Source organism: Williamsia phyllosphaerae (assembly GCF_014635305.1).
Taxonomy (GTDB): Bacteria; Actinomycetota; Actinomycetes; order Mycobacteriales; family Mycobacteriaceae; genus Williamsia_A; species Williamsia_A phyllosphaerae.
On record NZ_BMCS01000001.1, the window covers coordinates 1,860,988 to 1,886,876 of the forward strand.

General features: G+C 67.7%; 24 protein-coding genes. 11 read left to right on the plus strand and 13 right to left on the minus strand.

Features of this window, described 5'->3' with window-relative positions; genetic code table 11:
• Positions 1-15 precede the first annotated feature (15 nt).
• A complete protein-coding gene (locus IEV93_RS08830; RefSeq protein ID WP_188488843.1) occupies positions 16-1,674 on the plus strand; it encodes a bifunctional uroporphyrinogen-III C-methyltransferase/uroporphyrinogen-III synthase in 1,659 nt (552 codons plus the stop codon).
• Between the two features lie 29 nt (positions 1,675-1,703).
• Here IEV93_RS08830 and IEV93_RS08835 read toward each other — a convergent pair whose 3' ends face one another.
• Positions 1,704-2,432, minus strand: a complete 729-nt coding sequence (locus tag IEV93_RS08835; protein ID WP_188488845.1) for a hypothetical protein — start codon at positions 2,430-2,432, stop codon at positions 1,704-1,706.
• A gap of 92 nt (positions 2,433-2,524) precedes the next feature.
• On the opposite strand from IEV93_RS08835, the gene hemB reads away from it, so the two are divergent.
• The 5 genes from hemB to IEV93_RS08860 are packed head-to-tail and all read left to right on the plus strand — an operon-like array spanning position 2,525 to position 5,397.
• Positions 2,525-3,508 (plus strand): porphobilinogen synthase, encoded by a 984-nt coding sequence (gene hemB / locus IEV93_RS08840; RefSeq protein WP_188488847.1) that lies wholly within the window; start codon positions 2,525-2,527, stop codon positions 3,506-3,508.
• A 9-nt stretch (positions 3,509-3,517) separates the two neighbouring features.
• A complete protein-coding gene (locus IEV93_RS08845; RefSeq protein WP_188488849.1) occupies positions 3,518-4,216 on the plus strand; it encodes a phage holin family protein in 699 nt (232 codons plus the stop codon).
• Positions 4,213-4,605 carry a hypothetical protein gene (locus IEV93_RS08850; RefSeq protein ID WP_188488851.1) on the plus strand — a complete coding sequence of 131 codons (393 nt, stop codon included), beginning with the start codon at positions 4,213-4,215 and terminating at the stop codon, positions 4,603-4,605. Before IEV93_RS08845 ends, IEV93_RS08850 begins: the two co-directional genes overlap by 4 nt.
• The gene (gene mce1N / locus IEV93_RS08855; protein WP_229704987.1) at positions 4,598-5,143 is read left to right on the plus strand and encodes a transport-regulating membrane protein Mce1N; all 546 of its coding nucleotides are present in this window, start codon (positions 4,598-4,600) and stop codon (positions 5,141-5,143) included. The genes IEV93_RS08850 and mce1N overlap by 8 nt, the downstream gene beginning before the upstream one ends.
• The gene (locus tag IEV93_RS08860; RefSeq protein ID WP_188488853.1) at positions 5,140-5,397 is read left to right on the plus strand and encodes a hypothetical protein; all 258 of its coding nucleotides are present in this window, start codon (positions 5,140-5,142) and stop codon (positions 5,395-5,397) included. The genes mce1N and IEV93_RS08860 overlap by 4 nt, the downstream gene beginning before the upstream one ends.
• Before the next feature lie 15 nt (positions 5,398-5,412).
• Here IEV93_RS08860 and IEV93_RS08865 read toward each other — a convergent pair whose 3' ends face one another.
• The 7 genes from IEV93_RS08865 to IEV93_RS08895 all read right to left on the minus strand — a co-directional run bounded on the left by IEV93_RS08865 (position 5,413) and on the right by IEV93_RS08895 (position 15,453).
• Entirely contained in the window at positions 5,413-7,425 is a 2,013-nt protein-coding gene (locus tag IEV93_RS08865; RefSeq protein WP_188488858.1) for an acyl-CoA dehydrogenase family protein, read from the minus strand.
• Between the two features lie 88 nt (positions 7,426-7,513).
• Positions 7,514-8,566 carry an agmatine deiminase family protein gene (locus IEV93_RS08870; protein ID WP_188488859.1) on the minus strand — a complete coding sequence of 351 codons (1,053 nt, stop codon included), beginning with the start codon at positions 8,564-8,566 and terminating at the stop codon, positions 7,514-7,516.
• Positions 8,563-9,516: a nitrilase-related carbon-nitrogen hydrolase gene (locus IEV93_RS08875; RefSeq protein WP_188488860.1), complete on the minus strand. Its 954-nt coding sequence runs from the start codon at positions 9,514-9,516 to the stop codon at positions 8,563-8,565. Before IEV93_RS08875 ends, IEV93_RS08870 begins: the two co-directional genes overlap by 4 nt.
• Before the next feature lie 130 nt (positions 9,517-9,646).
• The gene (locus IEV93_RS08880) at positions 9,647-11,320 is read right to left on the minus strand and encodes an ABC transporter family substrate-binding protein (protein ID WP_188488861.1); all 1,674 of its coding nucleotides are present in this window, start codon (positions 11,318-11,320) and stop codon (positions 9,647-9,649) included.
• Positions 11,321-11,331: 11 nt separating this feature from the next.
• A complete protein-coding gene (locus IEV93_RS08885; RefSeq protein ID WP_188488863.1) occupies positions 11,332-13,422 on the minus strand; it encodes an ABC transporter ATP-binding protein in 2,091 nt (696 codons plus the stop codon).
• Positions 13,419-14,453, minus strand: a complete 1,035-nt coding sequence (locus IEV93_RS08890) for an ABC transporter permease (RefSeq protein WP_188488866.1) — start codon at positions 14,451-14,453, stop codon at positions 13,419-13,421. Before IEV93_RS08890 ends, IEV93_RS08885 begins: the two co-directional genes overlap by 4 nt.
• Before the next feature lie 16 nt (positions 14,454-14,469).
• Positions 14,470-15,453 (minus strand): ABC transporter permease, encoded by a 984-nt coding sequence (locus tag IEV93_RS08895; RefSeq protein ID WP_188488867.1) that lies wholly within the window; start codon positions 15,451-15,453, stop codon positions 14,470-14,472.
• 353 nt (positions 15,454-15,806) lie between these two features.
• Between IEV93_RS08895 and IEV93_RS08900 the strand changes: the two genes are divergently transcribed.
• Positions 15,807-16,841 carry a zinc-dependent alcohol dehydrogenase family protein gene (locus tag IEV93_RS08900; RefSeq protein WP_188488869.1) on the plus strand — a complete coding sequence of 345 codons (1,035 nt, stop codon included), beginning with the start codon at positions 15,807-15,809 and terminating at the stop codon, positions 16,839-16,841.
• Between the two features lie 73 nt (positions 16,842-16,914).
• On the opposite strand, the gene IEV93_RS08905 is transcribed toward IEV93_RS08900, so the two are convergent.
• From IEV93_RS08905 to IEV93_RS08915, 3 genes are all read right to left on the minus strand, one after another.
• Positions 16,915-17,508 (minus strand): TetR/AcrR family transcriptional regulator C-terminal domain-containing protein, encoded by a 594-nt coding sequence (locus IEV93_RS08905; RefSeq protein ID WP_188488872.1) that lies wholly within the window; start codon positions 17,506-17,508, stop codon positions 16,915-16,917.
• Positions 17,509-17,642: 134 nt separating this feature from the next.
• Entirely contained in the window at positions 17,643-18,326 is a 684-nt protein-coding gene (locus IEV93_RS08910) for a nitroreductase (RefSeq protein ID WP_229705145.1), read from the minus strand.
• A gap of 53 nt (positions 18,327-18,379) precedes the next feature.
• A complete protein-coding gene (locus tag IEV93_RS08915; protein WP_188488874.1) occupies positions 18,380-19,354 on the minus strand; it encodes an NADPH:quinone oxidoreductase family protein in 975 nt (324 codons plus the stop codon).
• Between the two features lie 92 nt (positions 19,355-19,446).
• Between IEV93_RS08915 and IEV93_RS08920 the strand changes: the two genes are divergently transcribed.
• Positions 19,447-20,046 carry an acyl-CoA-like ligand-binding transcription factor gene (locus IEV93_RS08920; protein WP_188488876.1) on the plus strand — a complete coding sequence of 200 codons (600 nt, stop codon included), beginning with the start codon at positions 19,447-19,449 and terminating at the stop codon, positions 20,044-20,046.
• Between the two features lie 23 nt (positions 20,047-20,069).
• Here the strand turns inward: IEV93_RS08920 and IEV93_RS08925 are convergent, their stop codons facing one another.
• Positions 20,070-22,004 carry a primary-amine oxidase gene (locus IEV93_RS08925; RefSeq protein ID WP_188488878.1) on the minus strand — a complete coding sequence of 645 codons (1,935 nt, stop codon included), beginning with the start codon at positions 22,002-22,004 and terminating at the stop codon, positions 20,070-20,072.
• A gap of 75 nt (positions 22,005-22,079) precedes the next feature.
• Positions 22,080-23,483, minus strand: coding sequence for an aminobutyraldehyde dehydrogenase (locus IEV93_RS08930; protein WP_188488880.1), 1,404 nt, complete (start codon positions 23,481-23,483; stop codon positions 22,080-22,082).
• Between the two features lie 156 nt (positions 23,484-23,639).
• On the opposite strand from IEV93_RS08930, the gene IEV93_RS08935 reads away from it, so the two are divergent.
• The 3 genes from IEV93_RS08935 (at position 23,640) to IEV93_RS22655 (ending at position 25,857) form a co-directional block, all read left to right on the plus strand.
• The gene (locus IEV93_RS08935) at positions 23,640-25,160 is read left to right on the plus strand and encodes a PucR family transcriptional regulator (protein ID WP_188488882.1); all 1,521 of its coding nucleotides are present in this window, start codon (positions 23,640-23,642) and stop codon (positions 25,158-25,160) included.
• Positions 25,161-25,291: 131 nt separating this feature from the next.
• The gene (locus tag IEV93_RS22650) at positions 25,292-25,678 is read left to right on the plus strand and encodes a hypothetical protein (protein ID WP_308691191.1); all 387 of its coding nucleotides are present in this window, start codon (positions 25,292-25,294) and stop codon (positions 25,676-25,678) included.
• A complete protein-coding gene (locus IEV93_RS22655; protein ID WP_308690966.1) occupies positions 25,609-25,857 on the plus strand; it encodes a GNAT family N-acetyltransferase in 249 nt (82 codons plus the stop codon). Before IEV93_RS22650 ends, IEV93_RS22655 begins: the two co-directional genes overlap by 70 nt.
• The last annotated feature ends 32 nt before the right edge of the window (positions 25,858-25,889 follow it).

Sequence of the window (25,889 nt, forward strand, 5' to 3'; positions counted from 1 at the left end):
AGAAAGCGCAAACGTATGAGCCGCATGAAGAAGGCACATCCGGGTCGGATCCTGTTCGTGGGATCGGGCCCAGGAGATCCGGCGCTGCTGACGGTACGCGCCCGAGATGCCATCGAGAACGCCGGCACGGTGTTCGTCGATCCCGATGTCCCGGCCGGTGTGATCGCCCTGATCGGCGCCAACGTGGCCCCGGAACCGACCGCACCCGCTGCCCCGGTTGCCGTCGACGAGACCGCGGACGACTCCTCGCCCACCGGGCCCGTCGCGGTCGAGAACGACTCGATCGTGGACCCCGAGCAGACCGGCGCGGTGGTTCGTCCGGCGCTCGGTGATCCGACCGAGGTGGCCAAGACCCTCATCGCCGTGGCCAAGGGCGGCGACGACGTCGTCCGCGTGGTCGCCGGTGATCCCCTGACCACCGACTCGGTCCTGGCCGAGGTCAACGCCGTCGCGCGCACTTCGATCGGCTTCGAGGTCATCCCCGGACTGCCCGCCGCCGCGGCCGTCCCCAGCTACGCGGGCATGCCGCTCGGCTCGGGTCACACCGAGGCCGACGTCCGCGGCGAGGTGGACTGGGCCGCTCTGGCCGCGGCCCCCGGACCGCTGGTGCTGCACGCCACGGCCGGCCATCTCGCGGAGACCGCGAGCGCGCTGACCGAACACGGTGTCGCGGCGCAGACCCCGGTCGCGGTGACCGTCAACGGCACCACCTGCCAGCAGCGCACCATCGAGGCGACGCTGGCCACCCTCAACGACAAGGGCGCGGGCCTGCAGGGCCCGCTCATCGTCACCATCGGCAAGGTCGTCACCCAGCGCAGCCGACTCAGCTGGTGGGAGTCGCGCGCACTGTACGGCTGGACCGTGCTGGTGCCGCGTACCAAGGACCAGGCCGGCGACATGAGCGATCGGCTCGTCGTGCACGGCGCGATGCCGATGGAGGTCCCCACGATCGCAGTGGAGCCGCCACGAAGTCCGGCGCAGATGGAGCGCGCCGTCAAGGGGCTCGTCGACGGTCGCTACCAGTGGGTCGTGTTCACCTCCACCAACGCGGTGCGTGCGGTGTGGGAGAAGTTCGCCGAGTTCGGTTTGGACGCACGCGCTTTCAGCGGCGTCAAGATCGCCTGCGTCGGTGAGGCGACCGCGGCGAAGGTGCGCACCTTCGGCATCAACCCCGAGCTGATCCCGAGTGGCGAGCAGTCGTCGCTGGGCCTGCTCGACGACTTCCCGCCTTACGACGACGTCTTCGACCCGGTCAACCGGATCCTGTTGCCGCGTGCGGACATCGCGACCGAGACGCTGTCGGAGGGTCTGCGCGAGCGGGGCTGGGAGATCGACGACGTCACCGCGTACCGCACGGTCCGCGCGGCGCCGCCGCCGGCCACGACCCGCGAGATGATCAAGACCGGTGGGTTCGACGCGGTCTGCTTCACCTCGAGCTCCACGGTCCGCAACCTGGTCGGCATCGCCGGCAAGCCGCACGCGCGCACCATCGTCGCGTGCATCGGACCCAAGACGGCCGAGACGGCGATCGAGTTCGGGCTGCGCGTCGACGTCCAGCCGGAGACCGCGTCGGTCCCCGACCTGGTCGAGGCGCTGGCCGAGCACGCCACCCGACTGCGCGCCGAAGGGGCACTGCCTCCTCCGCGCAAGAAGGCCCGTCGCTCGCGGTCATGACCCGACCGGGTCGACTCGCGCGCCGGAGGTCAGCGCCAGTAGGCCAGCAGCAGTCCGAGCGTGCTCGCGATCAGGACACGGGGGTCCGTGCGGGCGACCGTGTCGGCGTCGAGGTCGATGGTGATGTCCCGACGCGGGTCGAGGTGTCGGATCCGGTACTCCATCACGCCGACCCGTACCCCGTTCGCGTCACGGATGATCAGGCGCCCGCGGCGCTTGAACAGCAGGACCGGCGAACACAGCACGGCGGCCACGGCGCCGACGACGATCACCGTCGGGTTGTCGTCGAGGTCGGCGGCGTCGCCGACCAACGATCTCACCGGACCGAGCAGAACACGGTGGATCAGTCCGTCGCGGAGTGGCTCGGTGATCGTGAACAGCGGAGATCCATCCGGCGCGTGGACGTTCCAGCGCGTGCGGACGCACCCTGACCAGAAGCTCGTCTTCAGGGTCGCCACGTCGCGTCCCTGTGCGTCGATCACCCGATGGGGATCCCACGGTCGGAAGGGCCTGCCCTCTCCGATCTCGATGCATCGCCGGCCGTCGGTCCAGTTCACGTCGGCGCGTGTCCTGCGCAGCGTTGACTCGTGGGCTCCGAGCGTGAGCAGTGGGTATTCGTTCCCCACCGGGTCGGTTCCGCGGATCTCGGCCATGTGTTCCGTGGAGTGCAGGAACGTGACGAGATGCGCGCGACGGCCAAACCGGCCGATACGGCGTTCGCGGGTCCTGCCGGTGACAGTCGATGTCTGCTGTGGCATGTGTGCGTCCCGTCGTCGGTGGTCCTTCGACGATTAAGATGGCCGCGACGCCGCGAATGTTCCTCGCGGGCGGCGAATCGTAGGGTGGACTGATGACCGACCGCCCGTACATCCGGCCCCGTCGTCTGCGCACCACCCCGGCGATGCGTCGTCTGGTGGCGCAGACCTCGCTGGAGCCGCGGCACCTGGTGCTGCCGGTCTTCGTCGCCGACGGCCTGTCCGAGCCCAACCCGATCGCGTCGATGCCGGGTGTCGTCCAGCACACCATCGACTCGGTGCGCAGGGCCGCGGCCGAGGCCGTCGAGGCCGGTGTCGGTGGGCTGATGCTCTTCGGGGTGCCGGCCGCCGGTGACAAGGACGTGACCGGTTCGGGGGCCGACGATCCTGACGGCATCCTCAACCGCGCGTTGGCCGCGCTGCGATCCGACCTCGGCGATTCGACGGTGCTGATGGCCGACACGTGTCTCGACGAGTTCACCGATCACGGGCACTGCGGCGTCCTGGACGACGCAGGTCGCGTCGACAACGACGCCACCCTCGAGCGCTACGTCTCCATGGCGCTGGCGCAGGTCGAGGCGGGCGCGCACCTGCTGGGGCCGAGCGGGATGATGGACGGCCAGGTCGGGGCGATCCGCGCTGCGTTGGATGACGCCGGTCACACCGATGCCGGGATCCTCGCCTACACGGCCAAGTACTCGTCGGCCTTCTACGGACCGTTCCGCGAGGCGGTCGGGAGCTCGTTGCAGGGCGATCGACGCACCTACCAGCAGGATCCGGCCAATCGCGACGAGGCCATCCGCGAGCTCGAACTCGACCTCGCCGAGGGCGCCGACATCGTGATGGTCAAGCCAGCGATGAGCTATCTCGACATCGTGCGTGACGTCGCCGAAGCGGTGGTCGTGCCGGTCGCGGCTTACCAGATCTCCGGCGAGTACTCGATGATCACCGCCGCCGCCGAGCGAGGCTGGATCGACCGCGATGCCGCCATCCTCGAGTCGTTGACCTCGATCCGTCGGGCCGGCGCAGACATCGTGCTGACCTACTGGGCAACCGAGGTCGCTGCCCGGCTCCACTAGTCTGGGGCCATGTCTCAACCCCCGAATCCGTGGCCCCAGGGCTCGTGGCCCCCGGATCCGTCGAACAACAAGGGTGACTCGGGCAAGCCGACCCTGGTCAACTCGATGGCCATCGCGACCGAGCTGTGGTTGGTGGTGGTGTTGTGCCAGATCATCGCGTCGATCGCCGAGTACTCCACGGTCACCGACTCGTTCCGCGACTCCGTGCGCGAGACGTCCGGCGCGTCGGCGAGTGAGGTCGACCTCGTCACGTCCAGCGGGTTCCTGGTCGGTGTGTTCGTCGTCGCGACCGCGATCATCGCGGCCGTGTCGCTGCTCATCGTCTGGCTGGCCCGTACCGGCCACAACTGGGCGCGCCTGGTGCTGTCGTTCTTCAGTGCGTTCCTGGTGGTCCAGGCCGTGTTGGCGCTGTTCGGTGACAACGGCGCCACCTGGGCCACGATCCCCACGGTGATCGGTGGGGTGGCCGCGCTCGGGGCCGCCTACCTGCTGCTGCAACGCGAGACCGAGACCTACTGCAAGGCGATGGCGACATATCGCAAGTCCGGTGGAACGCCGCCTCCCGGTCCCGGGTGGCCGCCGAACGGTGGTCCGCCGCCGAACCAGTACTTCCCGCGCGGTCAGTATCCCCAGCAGGGACCGCAGCAGGGGTCGTACCCGTATCCGCCGCACGATGATCGGCGTGACGACTCCGGGGGCAACCGATGACGGAACCCGGCCCCGCGGCGCCCTCGCTCGCGGTCTGGGCGGTGCGTCTGTGGATGGCCTCGGGCGTGCTGTTCCTCGCCTCGGCGGCGTGGTTCCTGATCATCGGGATCGGTAGCACCAACGCGTTCGGTATCGGCCTCGGCGTGGTCAGCGCGGGTGTGGGCGTGGGGATGTTGCTGCTGACCCGGCGGACCGGCTCCGGCGATCCGCGCTGGCGGTCGGTGCTCGCCGTGCTGTCGTTGACGGTCACCGTGCTCGGCATGCTGATGGCGGCGCTGTTCCTCGACCCGTTCCTGTTGATCAGCGGGATCGTCGGGTTGGTCGGGTCGATGATGGCGTACCGACCGGCCGCCGAGCCGTGGTTCACCCGTGGGGGTGTCGGTGGCTGACGCCCCCGATTCCCCCGACGTGCCCGGGTCCGGCGAGTGGAACACCTCGGTGGCGCCGGGCCGAGTGCTGTTCCGGGAGAACGGCGGCAGTTGGTGGGTCGTCTCCATCGGCCCGATCCTCGTGGCCGCGGTACTGCTCATGGAACTGTTCGGTGGGGGACAGGTGCACTGGCCCGTGCTGTCGATCTTCCTGGTCATCATCACCGGCTTCTCGGCGATCCAGGTCTACGCGGCGCGTCAACACGTCGGCGTCGTCCTCACCGACACGACCCTGCGGCAGGGCACCCGCACCATCGCCCTGGCCGACATCAAACGCATCTACCCGGAGAACACCAACCCCGAGCCCGAGAAGTGGGAGAGCGCACCGGCCATCGGCGAACTCCGCGCCGTACCGCGTCGTCGTACCGGGATCGGCGTGCGAATGACGTCGGGCAAGCTCGCGCAGGCATGGGCCCGCGATCACCATCGTCTGCGTACCGAACTCGCCGAGGCCCACCTGGCCATGCAGCTGGGCCTTCCGCCGCGGGACGACACGTGACCCCGGGCCGCCGCAGACTCGCCGCCCTCGTGGGCATCCTGGTCGGGATCGCCCTCGTGGTGGCGGCGGTGCTGTTGTGGCGCAGCGGCATCGAGACGAGCAGCTATCCGCCGGTGGAACTCGGCGGAACGGTCGTCTCCGGTCCGTACGAACTCACCCGGTATTCGGGAAGCCGGCTCGGAGGAGCCACCGTGGTCGCGCTCGCAGCGCTGCTCGTCCTGGCGTTCTCGGTACGAGCAGCACTGCGCCGCTGACTCCGCTGCGGAGGGTCAGTGCATCGTCACCGTCAGCAGCGCCTCGGGGACACCGAACGCGTCGACGAGGGTCTTGGCGTGCGGACGCAGCTGCTTGCACAGGTCGTTGACGCCACGACGGATGGCCTTGGCGCGCTCGACGGAGATGTGGCGGTGCATCAGGAACCAGTCCAGGTCGTTCTCCAGCGCGGAGTACACGAACAGGTCGCAGACGGTGCCGAGCAGGTCGGTCGCCGCCTTGCTGTCACACCCCTCGATGCCCTCGATGAACGCCTCCAGCACAACGCGTTCCATGTGTGCGTGGCCCACCTTCAACAGGTGGTCCTGGGCCGCGTTGAACACCTCGAACGGGTCGTTGCCCTCCTCGGTGGCGCGACGCAGACGGTTGGCGCAGGTGCGCAGCAGGTGGTCCTCACGGTTGCGGAACAGTCGGATCTGCGTGCCGCGGTTGGCCAGTTCCGATTCCTCGGTGTCCTCGTCGGACGAGTCCATCAGCGTCTGCACGACCTGGCGGGCCGCCGACTTCTCCAGGACGACGTCGCGCGCCATGTTCGCGATGAAGCGCGCCCAGCCGACCGTGTTGAGGCCGCGAACGTCCTCGGCGTAGGCCGAGAGCAGTTCCTTGGCCAGCAGCTGGGTCAGGACGGTGTTGTCGCCCTCGAACGTGGTGAAGACGTCGATGTCGCCGCGCATGATCGACAGCTGGTTCTCGGCGAGGTACCCGGCGCCACCGCATGCCTCGCGTGCGACGTTGATGGAGTGCGACGCGTGCCAGGTGGTCATGGCCTTGAGGCCGGCGGCGAGGCTCTCGAGCTGACGCTGACGGCCGGCGAACGAGTCGTCGCCTTCGGTCGACTCGGGGTTCGCGGTCTGCACCTCGTGCAGTTCCTCGGTCACCTCGTTCTGCGCGAAGTTCAACGCGTACGACTTCGCGATGAGCGGCAACAGCTTCCGCTGGTGCGCGAGGTAGTCCATGATCACGATCTCGTCGTCGGAGTCGGGCGCCTCGAACTGCCGGCGGGTCAATCCGTAACGAGTGGCGATCGCGAGTGCCTTGCGACCGGCCGCGCCTGCGGTGGCCGCGACGCTGATGCGCCCGCGGATCAGGGTGCCGAGCATCGTGAAGAAACGACGGTTCTCGTTCTCGATCGGCGAGTGGTACGTGCCGTCGGCGTCGACGTCGGCGTACTTGTTGAGCAGGTTCTCACGCGGGATCCGCACGTGATCGAACCGCAGCCGACCGTTGTCGACACCGGCCAGGCCGCCCTTGGGGCCGTCGTCGGCGATGCTCACGCCGGGGAGGGCGTTGCCCTTGTCGTCGCGGAGCGGCACCACGAAACAGTGGACTCCGCGGCCGGTGGGCTCCTCGCCCGGGCCGCCGGTCACGAGCTGAGCGAACACCGAGGCGACGGTGGCGTGCTGAGCCGCTCCGCCGATGTAGTCCTTGGTCGCAGACTCGGTGGTCGAGTGGACGATGAACTCGTCGGAGTCGGCGTCGTAGGTGGCGACGGTCTCGAGTGCCTGCACGTTCGAGCCGTGCCCGCTCTCGGTCATCGCGAAGCAACCGAGCAGGTCGAGATTGATGAGGTCGGTGACGTAGCGGTCGTGGTGCCGCTGGGTGCCGAGGTTCTCGATGGCACCGCCGAACAGGCCCCACTGGACGCCTGCCTTGACCATCAGCGACAGGTCGGCGTACCCGAGCATCTCGATGCTCGTGATCGCGGCACCCACGTCGCCGGTTCCCCCGTGCTCCGGGCGGAAGCCCGCCGCGGCGAAGTCCAACTGCGCCAGTTCACCGAGCTTGGCGAATGTGGCGTCGCGCGCCTCCTGCATCGACAGCGTCGGATCCGGCAGCAGGTCGGTGCGGTCCATGTGGGTGCGGGCGTAGTTGCGGACGTCGCGCCACTTGCCGTCGAGCGTGTACTTCAGGTTGTCGACGACCAACCCCTGGTCGGCCACTTCGCCGTGGTCAGGCGACGTGACATCGGATGAACGATCTTCGGGCTGCGTTGCCTGGGTGACGGTCATGCCTCCGATATTACTGGCGGGTAACCCCGACGGCACGGCGTTGATGATCACAAATACCGCCGTATTCGTGACAAGGGTCGCCCGATGGTCACGGAATAGGCACGACGCGTTTCGCCGATTGCACGGCAGGCTGTTGCTGGGTGATGCAGTGCACCCCGCCGCCGCGGGCGAAGAGCGGTCGGGCGTCGATGCCGACGATCGCCCGTCCCGGGTAGGCATCGGCGAGGATCGCTGCGGCCGCATCGTCGCGGGGGTCGTCGAAGCGGCAGGCGATGACGGCGTCGTTGATCACGAGGTGGTTGATGTAGCTGTGGTCGACGAACCCCTCACTGTCGGTGAGTCCCTCCGGTGCCGGCACGCCGATGATGTCGAAGGCGCGTCCCTGCGCGTCCCTCGCGTCGGCCAGCACCCGCATGATCTCGGCGGACACCGCGTGATCGGGATGGGCGGGGTCGGTCTGCTCGTGCACCAGCACCGTGCCCGGTGTGGGGATGGCCGCGACGATGTCGACGTGGCCGCGCGTCCCGAACGTCTCGTTGTCGCGGGTCAGGCCGTAGGGCAGCCAGATGGCGGTGGTGGTCCCGATCGTGCGCGCCAGCTCCGCCTCCACCTGCGCGGCCGTCCAGTCGCTGTTGCGCCCCTGGCCCAGCTGAACCGACTCGGTGAGCAGCACGGTGCCGCTGCCGTCGACCTGGATGCCGCCGCCCTCGTTGATCATCGGCGACGTGATCAGCTCGGCGCCGGACAATTCGGCGATCAGCTTCCCGATGTGCTGGTCCTTGCCCCAGGTGGCCCACTCGGCGGCGCCCCAGCCGTTGAACACCCAGTCGATTGCGCCGAGGCGGCCCGATTCGTCGTCGACGACGAAGGTCGGTCCGATGTCGCGAGCCCACGCGTCGTCGAGCGGTGCCTCCACGATGGTGATCTCCGACGACAGGTAGCGCCGGGCGTGGTCGATCTCGCCGGGATCGACCAGCACCGTGACGGGTTCGTGGTCGGCGATGGCGTGTGCGACCTCCGCCCAGGTGCGACGGGCCTCGTCGCGCTCGGACTCGGTGTCGCCCAACGAGTATCCCGTCACCGGGTAGGCCATCCACACCCGCTCCTGGGGTACGCCCTCGGCGGGTTGCCGCCAACTCACGGGGTCACCGGCGCGGTCAGCGACGAGTAGGTGTCGGGACGGCGGGTCTTCAGGAAGGGGAACAGGGCCAGCCAGTCCCGTCGCTGGTCGAGGTCGAGATCGGCGACCAGGGTGACCGACTCGTCGCGGGGCGCCGCAACCAGGATGCGGCCGTAGGGATCACAGATGAACGACGATCCGTAGAACGTGATCGCACCCTCGTCGCCGTGGCGGTTGGGGACGATCATGAAGGTGGCGTTGGCGATGGCGTTGCCGACGATGACCTGCTGCCAGAGCGGCCGGGTGTCGAAGTCGGGGAAGTCGGGTTCGGAGCCGATGGCTGTGGGGTAGACCAGGATCTCCGCACCGGCGATCGAATAGCTGCGGGTGACCTCGGCGAACCACTCGTCCCAGCACGTCGGGAACCCGAACGCCGCGGACAGTCCCTCCGGACGGTGCACGGGGTAGGGATCCTCGGCCGGCCCGGCGCGGAAGTAGGTGTCCTCGTAGTAGCCGGGGCTGATCGGGATGTGGAGTTTGTGGGTGTGGGCGACGATCTCGCCCCGCGGTGAGACCAGGATGGCGGTGTTCAGGCCGAGTCCGTCCGGTTCGGCGCCCTCGGGTGCCGGTGCGCGCTGGTACAGCGAGGCGTGCACGAAGATGTCGTGCTCGCGGGCCATCTCGGCGGCGAAGGTCGCCGTCGGGCCGGTGTGCAGATCCTCGGCGTCCGCGCCGGGGTTCTCGCCGGCCCTCACGAACGCCGGGTACTGCCGCAGCGTGAGCTCGGGGAGGAAGACCGCCGCCGCACCGGCCCGTGCTGCCGCGGCGATCCCGTCGGCCAGTTCGGCGCGCAGTGCGTCGGGGTCGGCGTGCCATCGGTGCTGCACCAGCGCCACGCGCAGCGGTGGTCGGGTGGGCGCGTCGTATCGACTGAGCGGCGTCGGTGGCGGGGGTGCGGTGATCGTGCGCATGTGAGGATCTCCCGGAGAATAAAACGAATCAGGTTCGTTTAATATAGACCCGGGGTCCGTGAGCTGCAACGCGAACGCACCCCGACTTTCATCGGGGTGCGTTCGGGTTCGTTGGTGGGACCGTTGCGGGCTACTTCTGGAAGCCGATGTCCTGGACTCGACCGATGTAGAACAGGCCCGCGCCGTAGTTGGCCACCTTCGCCTTGGTGGCGATGATCGTGGGCCCGTTGTCGAGAGGGAGGTTCGAGTACTGGCCCAGCAGGGTTTTCTCGAGTTCGTTGCCCGCGGCGATCTGCGCGGCCGGGTCGGCGATCTGTCCCACTGCTCGGATCTGCTTGTCCAGCTCGGGGGTTCCTGCCCCGGCCTGGTTCAGCTGCGAGCCCGAGCACCAGAACTGGCAGAAGTAGGCGTAGCCGAACGGATCACTCGAGTACGTCCCCGAGACGAAGAAGTCGAACTTCTTGTTCGTCACGATGTCGGAGAACTCGCTCGACGACTTCTGCTGGATCTGCAGATCCACGCCGACCGACTTCTCCATCGCCTGGATGGCGCGGGCCAGGTTGAGGACCGTCGGGTCGTCGCCGGTCACCGGGAACGTCAACGACAGCTTCTGGCCGTTTTTGGTCCGGATACCGTCGGACCCCGGCGCCCATCCGGCGGCGTCGAGTTCGTCCTTCGCGGCGGCCGCGTCGAAGTCGATGACGCCCTTCATGTTGTCGGCGTACCCCTTCTGGAAGGGGTAGAGCGTGAAGGATCCCGGTTCGGTCTCGCTGTAGCCGAGTCCCTGGAACAGGACATCGGCCACGACTTTCCGGTCGATCGACTTGAGGATCGCGCTGCGCACCTTCACGTCCCGCAGCGGCGGGGACGCCAGGTTCAACGTCACGAGGTCCTGCGACGGTGTCGCCGACTTGCGGATCGTGATCCCGCCCATGCCCTGAACCTGGGCGAGTCGATCCTTGGTTCCCACCGACACCGCATCGATCTGGTTGTTCTTGAACGCGTTGATCGACGCCTGGCTGTCCATCTGGAGGAACACCCGCTGATCGAGCTTGCCGGGGTCGCCCCACCACTTCGGGTTCTTCTCGAAGATCACCGTGCCTGCGGTCCGATCGAACGATTTCACCTGGTACGGACCGGCGCCGAGTTCAGAGTGCGGATTGTTGATGTAGGCGGTGTTGTAGAACGTGGGGTCGAGAGCCTTGGGGTGCAGGAGGACATTGAACAGCCCGTCCGGCCATGCATACGGGCCTCGGAACGTGACGACGACCTGCTTCGAATTCGTGCCCTGCGCGACCGAGCCGATCTGCGAGTACCCGTCGGTGCTCGACGCCGAGTACGCGGAGTTCGTTCCGTTGTTGGCTTTCCAGGTCGCCTCGAACGCGGTCCAATCGATCGGCGTCCTGTCGTTGAAGGTGGCCTTCGGGTTGATCGTGTACGTGATCACCGTGTTGCCGCCGACAACGTCTTTCTTGTACTCGGTGAGGTAATCCGGGTCGGCGGACGCGGTGCCGTCGGCGGCGAAGGTGAACAGTGACGGGTTGTACCAACGCCACAGGTTCAGTGTGTACAGGGTGCCGTCGGCCTGGAAGGTGTTCCACTGCGGCGACACCTCGGGCAGCGCCGTGGTCAGCGTGCCGGTGTCGGCGATGTTCTCTCTGGGCTGGGCGTTGATCTGAGCCGCCGACTTCGACAGCGAGTCGTTCGTGTCCGACGACGTCGAGTCGGTCGACCCGCCACAACCGGCGAGCACGAGCGACACGGCCAGCGACGCGGCGCCGACGGCCCACAGATGACGTTTCATGGATGGTCCTTTCACAGGGATGGTGCCGGGGTGACGGGTACGGATCGATCGGCGAAATGGCAGGCGTGCCGATGGTCGGAACCGGACACGACGGGGTGCAGGGCGGGAACCTCGCTGATGCACGCCTTCTGATCGCTCTCGGGAAGGGTCGGACGCAGGGGGCAGCGGTTGTGGAACGCGCACCCACCCGGACGTGCACTGGGACTGGGCAGCTCGCCGGTGAGCACGATGCGTTCGCGCGTTCTCTCCAGTACGGGGTCGGGAACGGGGATGGCCGACAGCAACGCCTTCGTGTACGGGTGCGCGGGGCGGTCGAACACGTCTGCGGTGGTACCGATCTCGACGAACCGTCCGAGGTACATGACCGCGACACGGTCGGACAGGTGTCGGACCACCGACAGGTCGTGGGCGACGAACAGGTATGCGACACCGACCTCGCGCTTGAGTCGGTCGAGCAGGTTGATGACCGACGCCTGGATCGAGACGTCGAGAGCCGAGACCGGCTCGTCGAGCACGATGAGCGTCGGGTTGACCGCGAGCGCTCGCGCGATCCCGATGCGCTGACGTTGCCCCCCGGAGAACGCGGCCGGAAACCGCGCCGCGTGTGCGGGATCGAGTCCCACCAGGCCCATGAGCTCGGCGACGCGACCGTCGATGTCCCGGGTCGAATCGCGATAGGCCCGAAGGGGTTCGGCGATGATGTCGTGCACGGTCATCCGCGGGTTCAATGACCCCATCGGGTCCTGGAACACGATCTGGACGGCCTTTCGCGCAGATCGCAGCGCGCGCCCCTTCAGGGTGGAGAAGTCCGCCCCGGCGATCTCGACCTTTCCGGTGGTACCGGGCTCGGCGCGCAGGATCTCCAGCAACGTGGTCGTCTTGCCCGATCCCGACTCGCCGACGATGGCCATGGTCTCGCCCTTGTGGACGTCGAAATCGAGGCCGTCGACGGCGTACACCGATCCGATTCGACGACGCAGGAGACCGGTGAGGATCGGGAACTCCTTAGTCAACCCACGCACACGCAGGACGACGTCACGATCAGATTCTGCTGGTGTGTCGGTGATCTCGGTGTCGATCTCGGACGGGGTGAAGATGGGTTCGCCGTCGATGTCGCCGACCCCGGTGATCGCCCCTGAGCGGTGACATGCCGACAGATGGTCGGCATCGATCGCCGCGAGTCCTGGCTCCGATGCGGTGCATTCCGCCACCGCGGCGGGGCACCGTGGGGCGAACGGGCATGCGTCGTCGACATCGATGAGCACCGGTGGTTGACCAGGGATCGGAACCAGGGGGCCGCCGTGCTCCCGATCAATGCGCGGGATGGAGGCCAGCAGCCCGACGGTGTAGGGCATCCGGGGGGTGACATAGAGATCGTCGGCGCCGGCTCGCTCCACGACACGGCCGGCGTACATCACCGCGACGTCGTCGGCGGTGCCGGCGACGAGTCCCAGATCGTGGGTGATGAGCAGCAGCGCAGCGCCCGTCTCGCGTCGGATGGTCGCCAGCAGATCCATCACCTGGGCCTGGATGGTGACATCGAGCGCTGTGGTCGGCTCGTCGGCGATGATGAGTGCCGGATCGTTCGCGATGGCGATGGCGATCACGACCCGCTGACGCATCCCGCCCGAGAGCTCGTGCGGGAAAGCGCGCATCCGCCGTGCGGGATCCGGGATGCCGACCAACTCGAGCAGTTCGGTGGCCCGTTTCTGCGCGTTGGTACGCGGCATGGTCGTGTGCGCCCGCAGCGCCTCGACTATCTGGTCACCCACGGTGTAGACCGGCGTCAGCGCGGTGAGCGGATCCTGGAAGATCATCGACATCTCGCTGCCGCGGATCTCCGACATGTGGCGGTCGTCGAGGCCGGTGAGCTCCGACCCCCGGAAACGGATCGAGCCGGACACGTCGGCAGAGTCGGGCAGCAGCCCCATGATCGACAGCGACGTAACCGATTTGCCGGAACCGGATTCACCGACGATCGCGGTGCACCGTCCGGGCCCGATCGTGAGGTCGACTCCACGGACGGCGTCGAGAATCCCGGATTCGGTCGGGAACGACACCTGCAGGTCGGTGACCTGCAGGATGGGATCGGGCGAGGTCATGACGCGGAATCCTTTGTCTTGCCTGCTCTTTTGGCGCTGCGGGCCCGGCGAACACGTCCACCGGATGCCGATCCCGGGTCGAACGCGTCGCGGAGACCGTCGCCGATCAGGGACAGCGACATGGTCAACAGGGTGAGTACGGCGGCCGGATACCAGAACAGCCACGGTGACGACGTGATGGTCGACTGCCCGTCGGAGATCAACGAACCCAGGGTCACGTCCGGGATCTTCACGCCGAACCCCAGGAAGGACAAACTCGTCTCGGTCAGTACCACCGTGACGACACCGAGAACGGTGGAGACGATGATGAGCGACGACATGTTCGGGATGATGTGACGCAGCGAGATACGAAAAGCGCCCAGCCCCAGGAATTTCCCGGCACGAACGTAGTCCATCTCGCTCACCGACTGTGCGAGTGACCAGGTGACGCGGGCCTGAAACGGCCAGCCGAAGACGATGAGCACCACGATCAACGCCTTCCAGTCGCCGCCGTAGCGGTTCGCGACGAGCGCGACGATCAACAGCGACGGGACGACCAGCAGGAAATGGATGGACTGCAGCGTGATGCGTTCGACCCACCCGCCGACGTATGCGGCGACCGTTCCGATGATGGTGGCGATGACCGTGGTGCCCAGGGCCACCGAGAACGCGATCACCAGGGACCGCTGTAGTCCGTGCACCAGTGACGCGTAGAGATCGACGCCGGCATCGTTCGTGCCGAGAAGGTGCGGCCCCCCGGGTGGGACGCCCAACGCGGCGAAGTCGGTCGACCGATAGTCGTAGGACGTGAACACGGACCCGAGCGCCGCGAAGGCGACGAGGAGAACCAGTATCGCGAGTCCGACGAGGGCAGTGCGGTTCCGGATGAACCGTCGGGTCATCACGGCGCCGCGGCCTGAGCTACGAGAGGTTCCGCCTCCCGGGTGGTCGCCCGCGAGGGTGGTCGTCTCCGGACCCGCAGGGTTGGCGACCGGTACTGCGTTGGTCAGTTTGCCGCTGGTGCTGGGCGAGGTGTTGTCGGGCAGTGTCATGAGGTCAACCGGGTCATCAGCTCAACCGAATCCTGGGATCGAGGTACACGAGGAGGAAGTCGGACAGGATCGCGCCGACCGCGGTCAGGGCCGCACCGAAAGCAGCCGTGGCGACGACGCCGTAGACGTCGTTCTTGGAGATCGTGTCGACGAAGTACTTGCCCATGCCGTTCCACGCGAAGATCGATTCGGTGAGCACTGCGCCCGTGAACGCGGCGGGAACTGCGAACGCCACGCTGGTCGCAACCGGGATCAGTGAGGTGCGCAGTGCGTGCCGTCGCACCGCGACGCCTCTGCGGAGCCCCTTGGCCCGGGCCAGCCGCACGTAGTCGCTGTTGAGAGTGTCGAGGAGAAGGCTTCGCTGCAGGATCTGTGTTCCCGCGTATCCGGTGATGATCAGGACCAGGGACGGCAGGATCAGGTGCTGCAGTTTGTCCACCACCACCGGCCAGAATCCGGAGATCCCGACGCTCGAGGACCCGGTGACGAAGAAGATCGTCGAACCGGCCGCCTCGTTGATCGAGATCGCCAGGATGACCAGGGCCAGCGCGACGACGGGTACCGGCACCACCAGTGCGAACGAGGAAGTGATCTGGAGGAGCCGGTCGGACACGCGGTACTGCCGGACCGCGGCGTAGACGCCGAGACCGACCCCGATGATGGTCATCAGCAACGTGGCCCCGATGACCAACTGGAAGCTGGTCCAGGCGCGAAACCCGATCTGCCCGTTGACCGAATCGCCCACCGGCGACTGGCCCCAATCCCAATGCAGCACCACCCCGGAGATCCAGTGGTACCAGCGATCGAAGATCGAGACCTTGTCGTTGAGGTTGTACCGGTCGAGTGTGGAGTCGACGACGTTCTCGGGCAGAGGCGGTCGACGCGACAGATAGTTGGCGCGCGGTTCCAGCAGCGCGCTCGCGAGAAAGAAGACGAGGTTGGTGGCCACGACGATGAGGGCCAGCCACCCGAGCGTCTTGCGCAGTAAGTAGGCGATCACGCTCGCCGAGGCCCCCTGATCACGTCGTACCCTCCGATGCCGTTCGTACTACGGCTAACTATGCACCGTCGGTTGTTACCGGTTCGTTTCCACGCCGGAAACCCCGCAACCGATTATCGAACATTTCCTCGCAGCCTGCGGGCGGTTGGCGGGAAGCTCTCCGAATCACCGTGATTCGTACAGAATTCATGGATACGGCCCGGCGCTGACCGATGACGTCGTCTTCGGCGACATCTCGTAACGACCCGAGGGTGAGTAAACGCGGCCGTAGTCTGGTGACGGTGGCCGTGCTCGTCGCCGGCCTCGGGCGATGTCGGCCATCGCCTGGCGAAAGACGTTCAAGGAGAACACGCATGAAGGCAACGCTGATCTATGGCAAGGGCGACATCCGGATCGAGGACGTCCCCGACCCGGAACTCAAGGACCCCACCGACGCGGTCGTCCGGGTCGTCCGCTCCTGCATCTGCGGCAGTGACCTGTGGCCGTACGGCTCGAAGAAGCCGTCCGACAAAGGCGCTCGAATCGGACACGAGTTCCTCGGCATCATCGAGGACGTGGGCTCGGAGGTGAGCGGCCTCGAACGTGGTGACCTCGTCGTCGCCCCGTTCGTCTGGGCCGACAACACCTGCGACTTCTGCGCCGAGGGGCTCCAGACGTCCTGCCGTCACGGCGGTGGCTGGGGCATGGACGGTGTCGACGGCGGACAGGGTGAAGCGGTCCGCGTGCCGCAGGCCCAGGGCACGCTGGTGAAGCTCCCCGTCGCCGAGGACTCCGCTCTGCTCCCGTCGCTTCTCACGCTGTCTGACGTGTTCTCCACCGGCCACCACTGCGCGGTGACCGCCGGCGTGGCCGAGGGCAACACCGTCACCGTCATCGGCGACGGTGCCGTGGGCCTGTCCGCCGTCCTCGCCGCCAAGCGCCTCGGAGCCGAACAGATCATCCTGATGGGTCGGCACACCGCGCGCACCGATCTCGGCCGCGAGTTCGGGGCCACCGACGTCGTGGCCGAGCGTGGCGACGAGGGCATCGAGAAGGTTCGCGAGCTCACCGGGGGCGATGGCACCCACAAGGTGCTCGAGTGCGTCGGACACGAGGCCGCGATGGAGATGGCGCTCGGCGCGGTCCGCTCCGGGGGCACCGTGAGCCGCGTCGGCGTCCCGCAGTACGACAAGGTGACGGCGGGGAGTCAGTTCTTCATGAACAACATCACGCTCACCGGCGGTGTCGCGCCGGCCCGCGCCTACATCGAGGAACTGATGCCCGATGTGCTCGACGGAAAGGTCGAGCCCGGCAAGGTCTTCGACGTGACCATGAGCCTCGACGAGGTCCCGACCGGTTATCAGCAGATGGCCGACCGGGAAGCCCTGAAGGTGCTCGTCACCCCCTGACGTGTGACGCCGACGGTTGGGTGTCGCGCGTGTCGGCGATCCCGAGGGCCGGGCGGCGAAGCGACGCGGGCACTCAGGCACCCCAGCCGACGAGCAGTGCTGCCAGCCCTGCCTCGAAGGCGCGATGCGCACGGTCGGGGGAGTCCAGGTGGCCCAGTGCCCGGGCGAATGCGGGATCGATGTCGCCCGCGGCCTCCCAGACCTGCTCCGGTGCGGACAGGTCCAACGCCGATCCCAGGACGAACGCGTCGAGCACTGTGATCGCGTCGAGGACCTCCTGTGGCAGCAACCCGGCGGTGTCGAACGCCCGAGCCAGCGTCTCGTACATCGCCAGTGCCGGGCGGCTGCGGACGGTGTGAGTCGTCAACAGGGGGATGAGTCGTGGGTGCGCTGCGTAGGCATCGCGGTACGAACGAGCGATCGCCGCCACCCTGTGCGCCCAATCGCCGTCCGTCTCAGCGGGAACGAGCACCGCCGACATCGCGCGATCACGAAGGAGTTCGACGATCTCGGAGCGAGCGCCCACATGGTTGTACAACGATGACGGCCGGACGCCGAGAGCTGCCGCGATCCCGGGCATCGTGAAATCCCCGTTCGCGTCCACGGCGCGCAGTGCCGCGTCGACGATCATCTCCACCGACAGCAGCGGCTTGCTCGGACGGGGCACACGGCCACACTAGCGACCCGAACGAGGAGTGGTTCGTACGCTGAATCGCGCGGCTGCCGGCGACGAAGACCCCGAGGCCCTGAGACGCGTCGTGCGCGGCTCGCCCGTGCTTTTCGGAGGATCACCGGATCGGGTCAGTCGGTCACCCAGTCGACGACCTCGTCGATCGGCGCCCGCGTGGTCCGGTACCCGTTGGACGGATGATCGACGTCGGGATAGCCGAACGAGATGCCGCACACGATCCGTCGGTCGTCACCGAGACCCAACTCCGCACGCAGGGTGTCCGGATACATGGCCAGCGCGGCCTGCGCCACACTGCCCACCCCGTGCGCGGTGGCGGCGAGCAGGACGTTGCTGACGAACCCGCCGCAGTCGACCGCGCCGTAGGGGCCCAGCGCCTCGTCGACGTGGACGATCGCCACATGCGGTGCGCCGAAGAAGTCGAGGTTCTGCATCGTCTGCTGCAGGCGGCCGGCGTGGTCATCGCGCTCGATGCCGAGCGACTCGTACAGCGCGAAGCCGCTCGCGCGGCGACGGTCTCGATGTACGCCGCGGTACTCACGCGGGAACTCGAAGTCGGGCGTCTGCGCCTCGCCACTCGCCGCGGCCGCGTTCAATGCCGCCCGTAGCCGTTCGGTGCCTGCGCCACTGGTGACCGCCAGCTGCCAGGACTGGCTGTTGCACCATGACGCGGTGAGCTGCGCGGTGGTGAGTATCTCGGTGATCGTTTCCCGCGGAACCGGCTCGGGGTGGAACGCGCGACAGCTGACGCGTACGGCCAGCAGCTGCGTCAGCGTGTCCGCGGCGTCGTCGGGGATGCGGTCGGACCGACGCGTGTCGATGACGGACCGGATGTCGGGGCGAGGTTCGGTCACGACATCTCCAGGATCGTCGCGCCGAGTTTGTCGCGACCTCCGACGAGTCGGATGGCATCGATCGCGGTGTCCAGTGACATCCGGCCGGTGATCGGCGGGATGAATGTGCCTTCGACGAGCATTGTCTCGAGGGCGTCGCGGTTGCGCGCGGCCTCCTCGGCCTCCCGGCTCTCGAAGTCCGCGATCTCGTAACCGATGACGCGTGATCCCTTGAGCAGCGGCAGGTTCAGCGGTACCCGCGCCGGCGCCCCGGCGGCGAAACCGACGACGACGAAGCGTCCGCCGTAACCGGTCGCACGCAGTGCGGGTTCGGAGTATTCGCCGCCCACCATGTCGAGCACGACGTCGGCGCCGCCGGGGCATGCCGCCTTCAACGCGTCCTTGAAGCCCGGTGCGGAGTACAGGACGCCCGCGTCCGCGCCGAGAGTCCCACAGAAGTCGAGCTTTTCCTGGGTCGATGCGCACGCGATGACGCGGGCGCCCAGCGCCTTTCCGATCAATACTGCTGCGCTGCCCACCGCGCCCGACGCGCCCAGTACCACGAGGTCCTCCCCGGCACGTAGCTCCCCTCTCGACACGATCGAGTCGTAGGCGGTGCGCCATGGGGCACCGGTCAGACATGCCGTACCGGGGTCCAGGCCATCGGGAGTCGGACGAAGCTGCTGCTCGGCGACGGGGACCTTCTCGGCGAACGCTCCGATGAACGCCATGCCGTGCACGCGATCGCCGACCGCGAACCGGCTGCAGTCGGGGCCCACTTCTACGACGACACCGGCCACGTTGTTCCCCGGGACGAACGGTCTGGGCACGGGAACCTGATATCGCCCGCTGATGATCAGCGTGTCGACGAAATCGACCGACGCCGCCCGGACGGCCACGATCACCTGACCCGCCTCCGGCGTCGGGTCGGCGACGTCGGCGACCGTGAGGCCCTCCGATCCGTTCGTTCCGGTACAGAGCACTGCCCGCATGTTCACCCTCCGATGCCATGGTGGCACTGAGTGCCACATTGAATTCGAGTGCCAACGTAGCATCGGGTGGCGTCGCTGGCTAGGGTGATCGGATGACCGGTGTTCCTTCCTCTGCGGAACCGTTGCAGCAGCGGATCAGGGATCGCGTGCTGTCCGAGGTCTCCGAGACCGCCGTTGCGCTGTTCGTCGCCAACGGTTTCGACGAGACGACCGTCGACCAGATCTGCGAGGCCGCCGGATTGTCCCGGCGCAGTTTCTTCCGCTACTTCAAGGGCAAGGAAGATGTCGTCGTGTCGCTGTTCTCGACGTTCGCCGTCGAGGGATGCGCACACTTCGTGGCCCGGCCGGCCGGCGAGGACGTCTGGACCGCGTTGCGGCACAGCATGACTCCGATGACGCGGTGGGCAGACGACGACCCGGTCCGTGCGGTCGCGATGCTGCGTCTGATCGACGACTCGCCGTCATTGCGCGCGCGCTACCTCGACCGCGTCGACCGGTGGCGGGCCAGCCTGGCCGACGTCGTGCACGCGCGGCAGGCGTCCGCCACCCACCTGCAGGCTGCGGTCATCGCGGCGGCGGGCATGGGCGCGTACCTGGCCGCCGTGAGGGCCTGGGTCGCCACCGACGGGGCCGACTCCCTGCCGACGTTGTTCGACGCGGCCTTTGCCGCACTGCGTCCGCGGATGGACTGAGTTGCCGTAGGAGGTCAGGCCGTTCAGTGACAGGCGTGCGGCGAGGCCTCGACGTCGAGTGACGGGTTGCGGTCGAAGAACCCGAAGGGTTTGAGCCAGAACGAGACCGTGTCGGCGGGCATCACCGGCCAGTCCTCCGGACGGGTGATGTGGTGGACGCCGAACACGTACCAGAGCACGACGTCGGTGTTGTCGATCGAGCGATCGGCCTTGGTCCACTCGCCGAGGCCAGTGTCCACCGACGACTGATTGACGAACTCGCCGGCCGGCCAACGTTCCTCGGCGCTGTTCGGCGTGACCCACAGGGTGTGACCGATGACGGTGGCCCGCTGGAAGATCGGTGATTCCGGCGCGAACATCGGCGGGATCGCGTCGCCGGGCACCAACTTGTAGGACGGGTGGGTGCCGAGGCCGTTGACCGTGTTGGTGTTGACCACCTTCCATGCCCTCTGCGACGCCCAGTTCATGTCCTGACGTCCCTGCGACTCGGTGCGCAGCGGCGTGTTGCGCTGCACCAGCGACAGCCCGTACGGGTTGTCCGGACCCATCGGTTCGGCCTCGGTCTCACTCATCACCACGGTGTTGTCGGTGCCGTCGACGTCGAGGTCGAGACGGGCCACCAGGAAGTGTTGGTGGAACGGGGCGTACGTGCGCTCGTCGACGAGGGTGCCGTGCGGGTGATCGGCTCCGGAGGCGATCGGCGTGGTCACCATGATGCCGGTGGCGCGTACCTCGCACTGGATGTTGCCGTCCTGGTAGAAGCGCCAGTAGACGAGATACTCGTAGTTCGCGACGGTGACGTGGGTGGAGACCGTCAGCCGCCGCATCCGTCGGACCTCGGCGCCGGCATCGTGATCCACGTGTTTCCAGAGCACCGCGTCGTCTTCCTCGTGGATGCAGATCGCGTTGGTGATCGTGTAGGGCTCGCCGGCGCTGTTGTGCAGTGTCGCATCGAGATACCGGATCTCGCCGAGACAGTCGCACCCCAGCTCCAGCGACGTCGTCATGAACCCGAGCCCCCACTCTCCGATGTCGAAGGCGGTGCGTCGGTAGTGGTCGTCGCAGTGGTCGCGGTAGGGAACCATCATCTCCGCGAACGACATCCGGTGCGCGATCGGACGGACACGGTCACCGTCGCGGTAACCGACGGTGTGCAGGGTCATGCCCTCACGGTGGTTGAAGCCGACCCGCAGCGACCAGTTCTGCCACTCCAGGCGGTTGCCGTCGAGCGTGAACGACGGACCGTCTGGCTGCGTGATCTCCAGCGGCTTCAACGGTTCCCGGCGCGACGCGTTGCGGATGCGCTCGGGGATCAGCGACGGCACGTACTCACCCATCACCTCGGGCGGATCGATCGCCCCGTCGGCGGAGTCGAAGCTGTCCTCGATGCGCAGCAGTTCCATCGCGTTCACGTCGATGACGCAGTGCAGACCGCTCACCGGGTGTGCGTACGGGTTCGCGCCCGCCTTTGACCGCAGCCAGGTGTCCGACCAGCCGAGCCGGCGGTCGCGGTACTCATCGGGCATCACCGCGGCGCCGTAGGTCCAGGTGTCCATGAACACCAGATCCAGATCGGTGATCCCTCGACGGGCCAGGGCGGCGATGACGTCCGGGTGCGCCCGCAGGACGCGGTCGCACTCCTCGAACTCGTCGACGGTGAAGTTGGCCTGCACGCCCGGGATGTGGTCGAACGACTCCACGGCGGAGTCGGTCAGCGACACCACGGCCTTGTAGGTCGCGTTGCGCGCACTGTCGAGACAGGTCACCAGGGCCCGTCGCGCGGGTGGGTCGCCGGTGGTCTCGAACGCGGCGAGCTCGGGCTTGCTCGGCTCGGCCATCTCGATCGAGCAGAACCGCCAACCGGTCCCGACGCCGTGGGCGTCACCGAGAAGGCGCGCCACCGCGGTGAACTCGTCGGAGTCGAGCGGATCGAGCGGGTGGCGTGCGGTCTGCGGCATCGACTCACTTCTCTCGGGGAGGAAAACACGCCTGCGCGGCCGGGTTACGACCGCGCAGGCGGGGTATGTGGGGTGTCACTCGTCCGAACTCATCACGTGCTTGAGTCGGGTGTAGTCCTCCACCCCGTAGGAGGACAGGTCCTTGCCATAGCCGGAGTTCTTGAAGCCGCCGTGCGGCATCTCGGCCACCAGCGGGATGTGGCAGTTGATCCATACGCAGCCGAAATCCAGTGCGGCCGACAGACGATTGGCTGTGCCGTGATCGGTGGTCCAGACACTCGATGCCAAGCCGTAGTTGACGTCGTTGGCCATCGTGATGGCCTGCGCCTCGTCGTCGAAGGACTGCACGGTGACCACGGGGCCGAAGGTCTCCTCCTGCACCAGCTTGTCGTCCTGCGCGACGCCGGTGATGACGGTGGGCTCGACGAAGAAGCCCTTGTCGCCCTTGCGCTTGCCGCCGGTGGCGACCGTCGCGTGCGGTGGGATGGAGTCGAGGATCGACGTCACCTTGGAGAAGTGGTTGACGTTGTTGAGCGGCGGGACATCGACCGAGGCGGTGTAGGCGACCAGCTTCTCGACGAACGCGTCGTGGATCGAGCTGTGCACGAGGATCCGGGTGACCGCGGTGCAGTCCTGACCGGCGTTGAAGAACGCGGCGTCGGCGATGGGTTCGACCGCCTTGCCCAGGTCGGCGTCGGCGAATACGACCGCGGGGGCCTTGCCGCCGAGTTCGAGGTGTGCGCGCTTGAGCTGTTGGGCGGCCGCGACCGCGACCGCGATCCCGGCGCGCACCGATCCGGTGATGGCGACCATTGCCGGTGTCGGGTGACTGACCACCGCGGCGCCGGTCTCACCGTTGCCCAGGACCACGTTCAGGACGCCGTCCGGGAGGATGCCCTTGCTGATCTCGGCGAGCACGAGCGTGCTCTCCGGCGTGGTGTCGCTGGGCTTGAGGACGATGGTGTTGCCTGCCGCCAGTGCGGGCCCGATCTTCCACAGCGCCATCATCAGCGGGTAGTTCCACGGCGTCACCTGCCCCACGACGCCGACCGGCTCGCGGCGGACGTAGGAGGTGAACCCTTCCATGTACTGGCCGGCGGCCTTGCCCTCCAGCAGGCGGGCGGCGCCGGCGAAGAAGCGGATCTGGTCGGCGCCGACGGTGACCTCCTCGTCGGCGATCTGTTGCTCGGGCTGACCGGTGTTGCGTGCCTGCGCGGCGACGATCCGATCCGAGTTGGCCTCGATGGCGTCGGCCAGCTTGAGCAGTGCGGTCTGACGGGTCTTGGGCGTGGTCTTGCCCCAGGTCGCGAACGCCTGCGTCGCGGCGGCCATCGCGGCGTCGACGTCGGATGCAGTCGAGATGGGGGAGGACGCCACCACCGACTCGTCCACCGGGTTGACGATGTCGATGGTCTCGGTGGACTCGGACTCGACGAAGGCGCCGTTGATGTAGTTCCGCAGGACGGTGGGGGAGGTCATGGCGCCGCGTGCCTTCCATCGGTGATGTGACGTGCTCAACAGTCTTTCTGCTGGTCCGCTTCGTCGGACCCTGACACTTTGTCCACACGCGCGTGCCAGACTGTCCACAATGGACATTCGACATGGTGTTCGCGCACGTCGGCGGGGGTGAGAGCGGTGGGAACCACTGTCGGTTGGCTGCTCGACCAGCCGTCGCTCTCGTTGCGGTGTCGCGGCGGGGTCGCGGGGCTCGATCGGGAGATCGATTGCGCGCTGACCTCGGAGTTGGTCGACGCCGCCCAGTGGCTGTCGGGCGGTGAACTCCTGCTCACCACCGGCATGCGGCTGCCGCCGGACACCGCCGGACGTACGGACTACCTGCGCAGTCTGGCCGACGTGGGGATCGCGGGCCTCGGGTTCGGGACCGGGTTGGGCTACGACACCGTGCCCGCCGACCTCGTGGAGATCGCCGATGCACTGGGTCTGCCGCTGCTGGAGGTGCCCCGGCCCATCCCGTTCTCCGCCATCGCCCGGATGCTCCTCGATCGTCTCGCCGAGGAGCGCTACGCCCAGTTCACGCGCGCCACCCGGAGTCAGCCCGCCATGACCCGCGCCATCATCACCGGTGGCGTACCCGCATTGGTCGCGGAACTGTCCGCGGCACTGGACCGGTCGGTCGCGTTCATCGACAGCGACGGCAAAGTCGTGTCGACGACGTCGCGCGCGTCCGCCGACGCCGGTGCAGAACGGGATCGGGCTGCGCTGCGCCACGTTCGAGCGTTGATCGCTCATGGGCCGATGTCGACGACGGGGGTCACGATCACCGCCGAGCACACGATCACCGTGCAGCGCATCAACGCCGGCGTGGGGGTCGTCGGGTATCTGGCGGTGATCGGTACCGACCCGCTCGGTGACGTGCACCGTGTCCTGGTCGGGCACGCCGCGTCACTGGTGACTCTGCAGCACGCCGAGGCCGGCAACGTCGCCGTCGATCGCGCCGCGTTGCAGACGGAGATCTTCGGCCTGGCGCTCCACGGGACGATGTCACCGTCCGCAGCCGTGCTCCTCGGACGTGCCGCGGACACCGCCGGACTCGTCCGGGTCGTCGTGTACGAGTTCCGCTCCAGCGCAGTCGCAGTGAATGCCGTCGAGACCATCGGTGCCGAGCTTGCCGCGCGGTGGCGACCGGTCTTCGTGCTGCAGCGCGATCGGGAGGTGGTGGTGCTGGTGCGCGGTGACGACGACGTCGCCGTGGTGCGTGGTCTCGCCGGAGGGAGTCGGATGCGGGCCGGGTTGGGGCCGGTCACCGATCTCGCCGGACTGGTCTCGTCGGCCGGCCAGGCCCGCCAGGCAGCGCGTAGCGCGACCGACGGCGAGGTGGTCGATCTGGAGACCACCGGCTCGGTGCTCGCCATCGACGCGGTCCAGGACGGTCTGCGAGGGCTGCACGACGTCCGGCTGCGCCCGCTCATCGCGGTTCGTGAGAGCGGGGGAGCGGATCTCGTGGCCACCCTGCGCGGCTACCTCGAGGCGAACGGTCACTGGGAGACGGCCGCATCGACCGTGGGTGTCCATCGACATACGCTGCGGCATCGCATCTCTCGCATCGAGGTATTGCTCGGTGTCGATCTCGCGGACGCCCGCACCCGTGCCGAGTTGCTGCTCATCCTGCTCAGCGGGGACCGCCCGCCCGCGTGATTCCTGGCAGTCGGTCGGAAATCAGGCTGATCGCAACGCTGGCTGACGTGCGTCGGTGACTCCTGGCTGGACCCGGTGGACGGCAGGGGTATGGGCTGACGACGGACGCCGCGGCGGCGCAACGCACCGTTGTGACCTCGCGATGCATCCGCTCGACGATCCGGTCCTCGCTGGGTGGAGCACACGCCGAGGTGGCGCTGCGCGGGTCGTATGCGCCACCCGTTGGCCGGGAGGTGCTGGGGGAGTTCGGTTCGGTACAGCTCGAGGGTTCGGGGTTGGCGGTCGCGCCGGAGCCCGCGGTGGTGGTGCTGGGGCCCGAGGACGTACCCGCGATGCTCGACCTGGTGGCGCGGAAGGAGCCCGGACCGTTCCGGGTGCGCACCGTCGAGATGGGCACCTATCTCGGGTTCCGGCACGATGAGGAGCTGGTCGCCTGGCCGGTGAGCGCATGCATCCGCAGGGCTGTAGCGAGATCAGCGCGGTGTGTACCGATCCGAGGTTCTGTCGGCGCGGTCTGAGCGCCCGTCTCGTCCGAGCCGACGGGACAAGGGATCCGGGCGCGCGGAGAGGTCCCGTTCCTGCACGCCCGGGGCGACAATCACGCGGCGATCCGGCTCTACGAATCGCTGGCTTCACGCTGCGCAAACGATCGGTGCTCACCTCGGTGCGGACACCGGCGGTCGATCCGTTGCTTTGATGTCGCACGGCCTGTGGACAACTCGGGCCACG

What these genes read in the sequence shown, in the direction of transcription:
- IEV93_RS08830 (WP_188488843.1), top strand. Translation starts at nt 16, where the DNA reads ATGAGCCGCATGAAGAAGGCACATCCGGGTCGGATCCTGTTCGTGGGA.
- IEV93_RS08835 (WP_188488845.1), bottom strand. Translation starts at nt 2,432, where the DNA reads ATGCCACAGCAGACATCGACTGTCACCGGCAGGACCCGCGAACGCCGT.
- hemB (WP_188488847.1), top strand. Translation starts at nt 2,525, where the DNA reads ATGACCGACCGCCCGTACATCCGGCCCCGTCGTCTGCGCACCACCCCG.
- IEV93_RS08845 (WP_188488849.1), top strand. Translation starts at nt 3,518, where the DNA reads ATGTCTCAACCCCCGAATCCGTGGCCCCAGGGCTCGTGGCCCCCGGAT.
- IEV93_RS08850 (WP_188488851.1), top strand. Translation starts at nt 4,213, where the DNA reads ATGACGGAACCCGGCCCCGCGGCGCCCTCGCTCGCGGTCTGGGCGGTG.
- IEV93_RS08865 (WP_188488858.1), bottom strand. Translation starts at nt 7,425, where the DNA reads ATGACCGTCACCCAGGCAACGCAGCCCGAAGATCGTTCATCCGATGTC.
- IEV93_RS08875 (WP_188488860.1), bottom strand. Translation starts at nt 9,516, where the DNA reads ATGCGCACGATCACCGCACCCCCGCCACCGACGCCGCTCAGTCGATAC.
- IEV93_RS08880 (WP_188488861.1), bottom strand. Translation starts at nt 11,320, where the DNA reads ATGAAACGTCATCTGTGGGCCGTCGGCGCCGCGTCGCTGGCCGTGTCG.
- IEV93_RS08885 (WP_188488863.1), bottom strand. Translation starts at nt 13,422, where the DNA reads ATGACCTCGCCCGATCCCATCCTGCAGGTCACCGACCTGCAGGTGTCG.
- IEV93_RS08890 (WP_188488866.1), bottom strand. Translation starts at nt 14,453, where the DNA reads ATGACACTGCCCGACAACACCTCGCCCAGCACCAGCGGCAAACTGACC.
- IEV93_RS08900 (WP_188488869.1), top strand. Translation starts at nt 15,807, where the DNA reads ATGAAGGCAACGCTGATCTATGGCAAGGGCGACATCCGGATCGAGGAC.
- IEV93_RS08915 (WP_188488874.1), bottom strand. Translation starts at nt 19,354, where the DNA reads ATGCGGGCAGTGCTCTGTACCGGAACGAACGGATCGGAGGGCCTCACG.
- IEV93_RS08920 (WP_188488876.1), top strand. Translation starts at nt 19,447, where the DNA reads ATGACCGGTGTTCCTTCCTCTGCGGAACCGTTGCAGCAGCGGATCAGG.
- IEV93_RS08925 (WP_188488878.1), bottom strand. Translation starts at nt 22,004, where the DNA reads ATGCCGCAGACCGCACGCCACCCGCTCGATCCGCTCGACTCCGACGAG.
- IEV93_RS08930 (WP_188488880.1), bottom strand. Translation starts at nt 23,483, where the DNA reads ATGACCTCCCCCACCGTCCTGCGGAACTACATCAACGGCGCCTTCGTC.
- IEV93_RS22655 (WP_308690966.1), top strand. Translation starts at nt 25,609, where the DNA reads ATGCATCCGCAGGGCTGTAGCGAGATCAGCGCGGTGTGTACCGATCCG.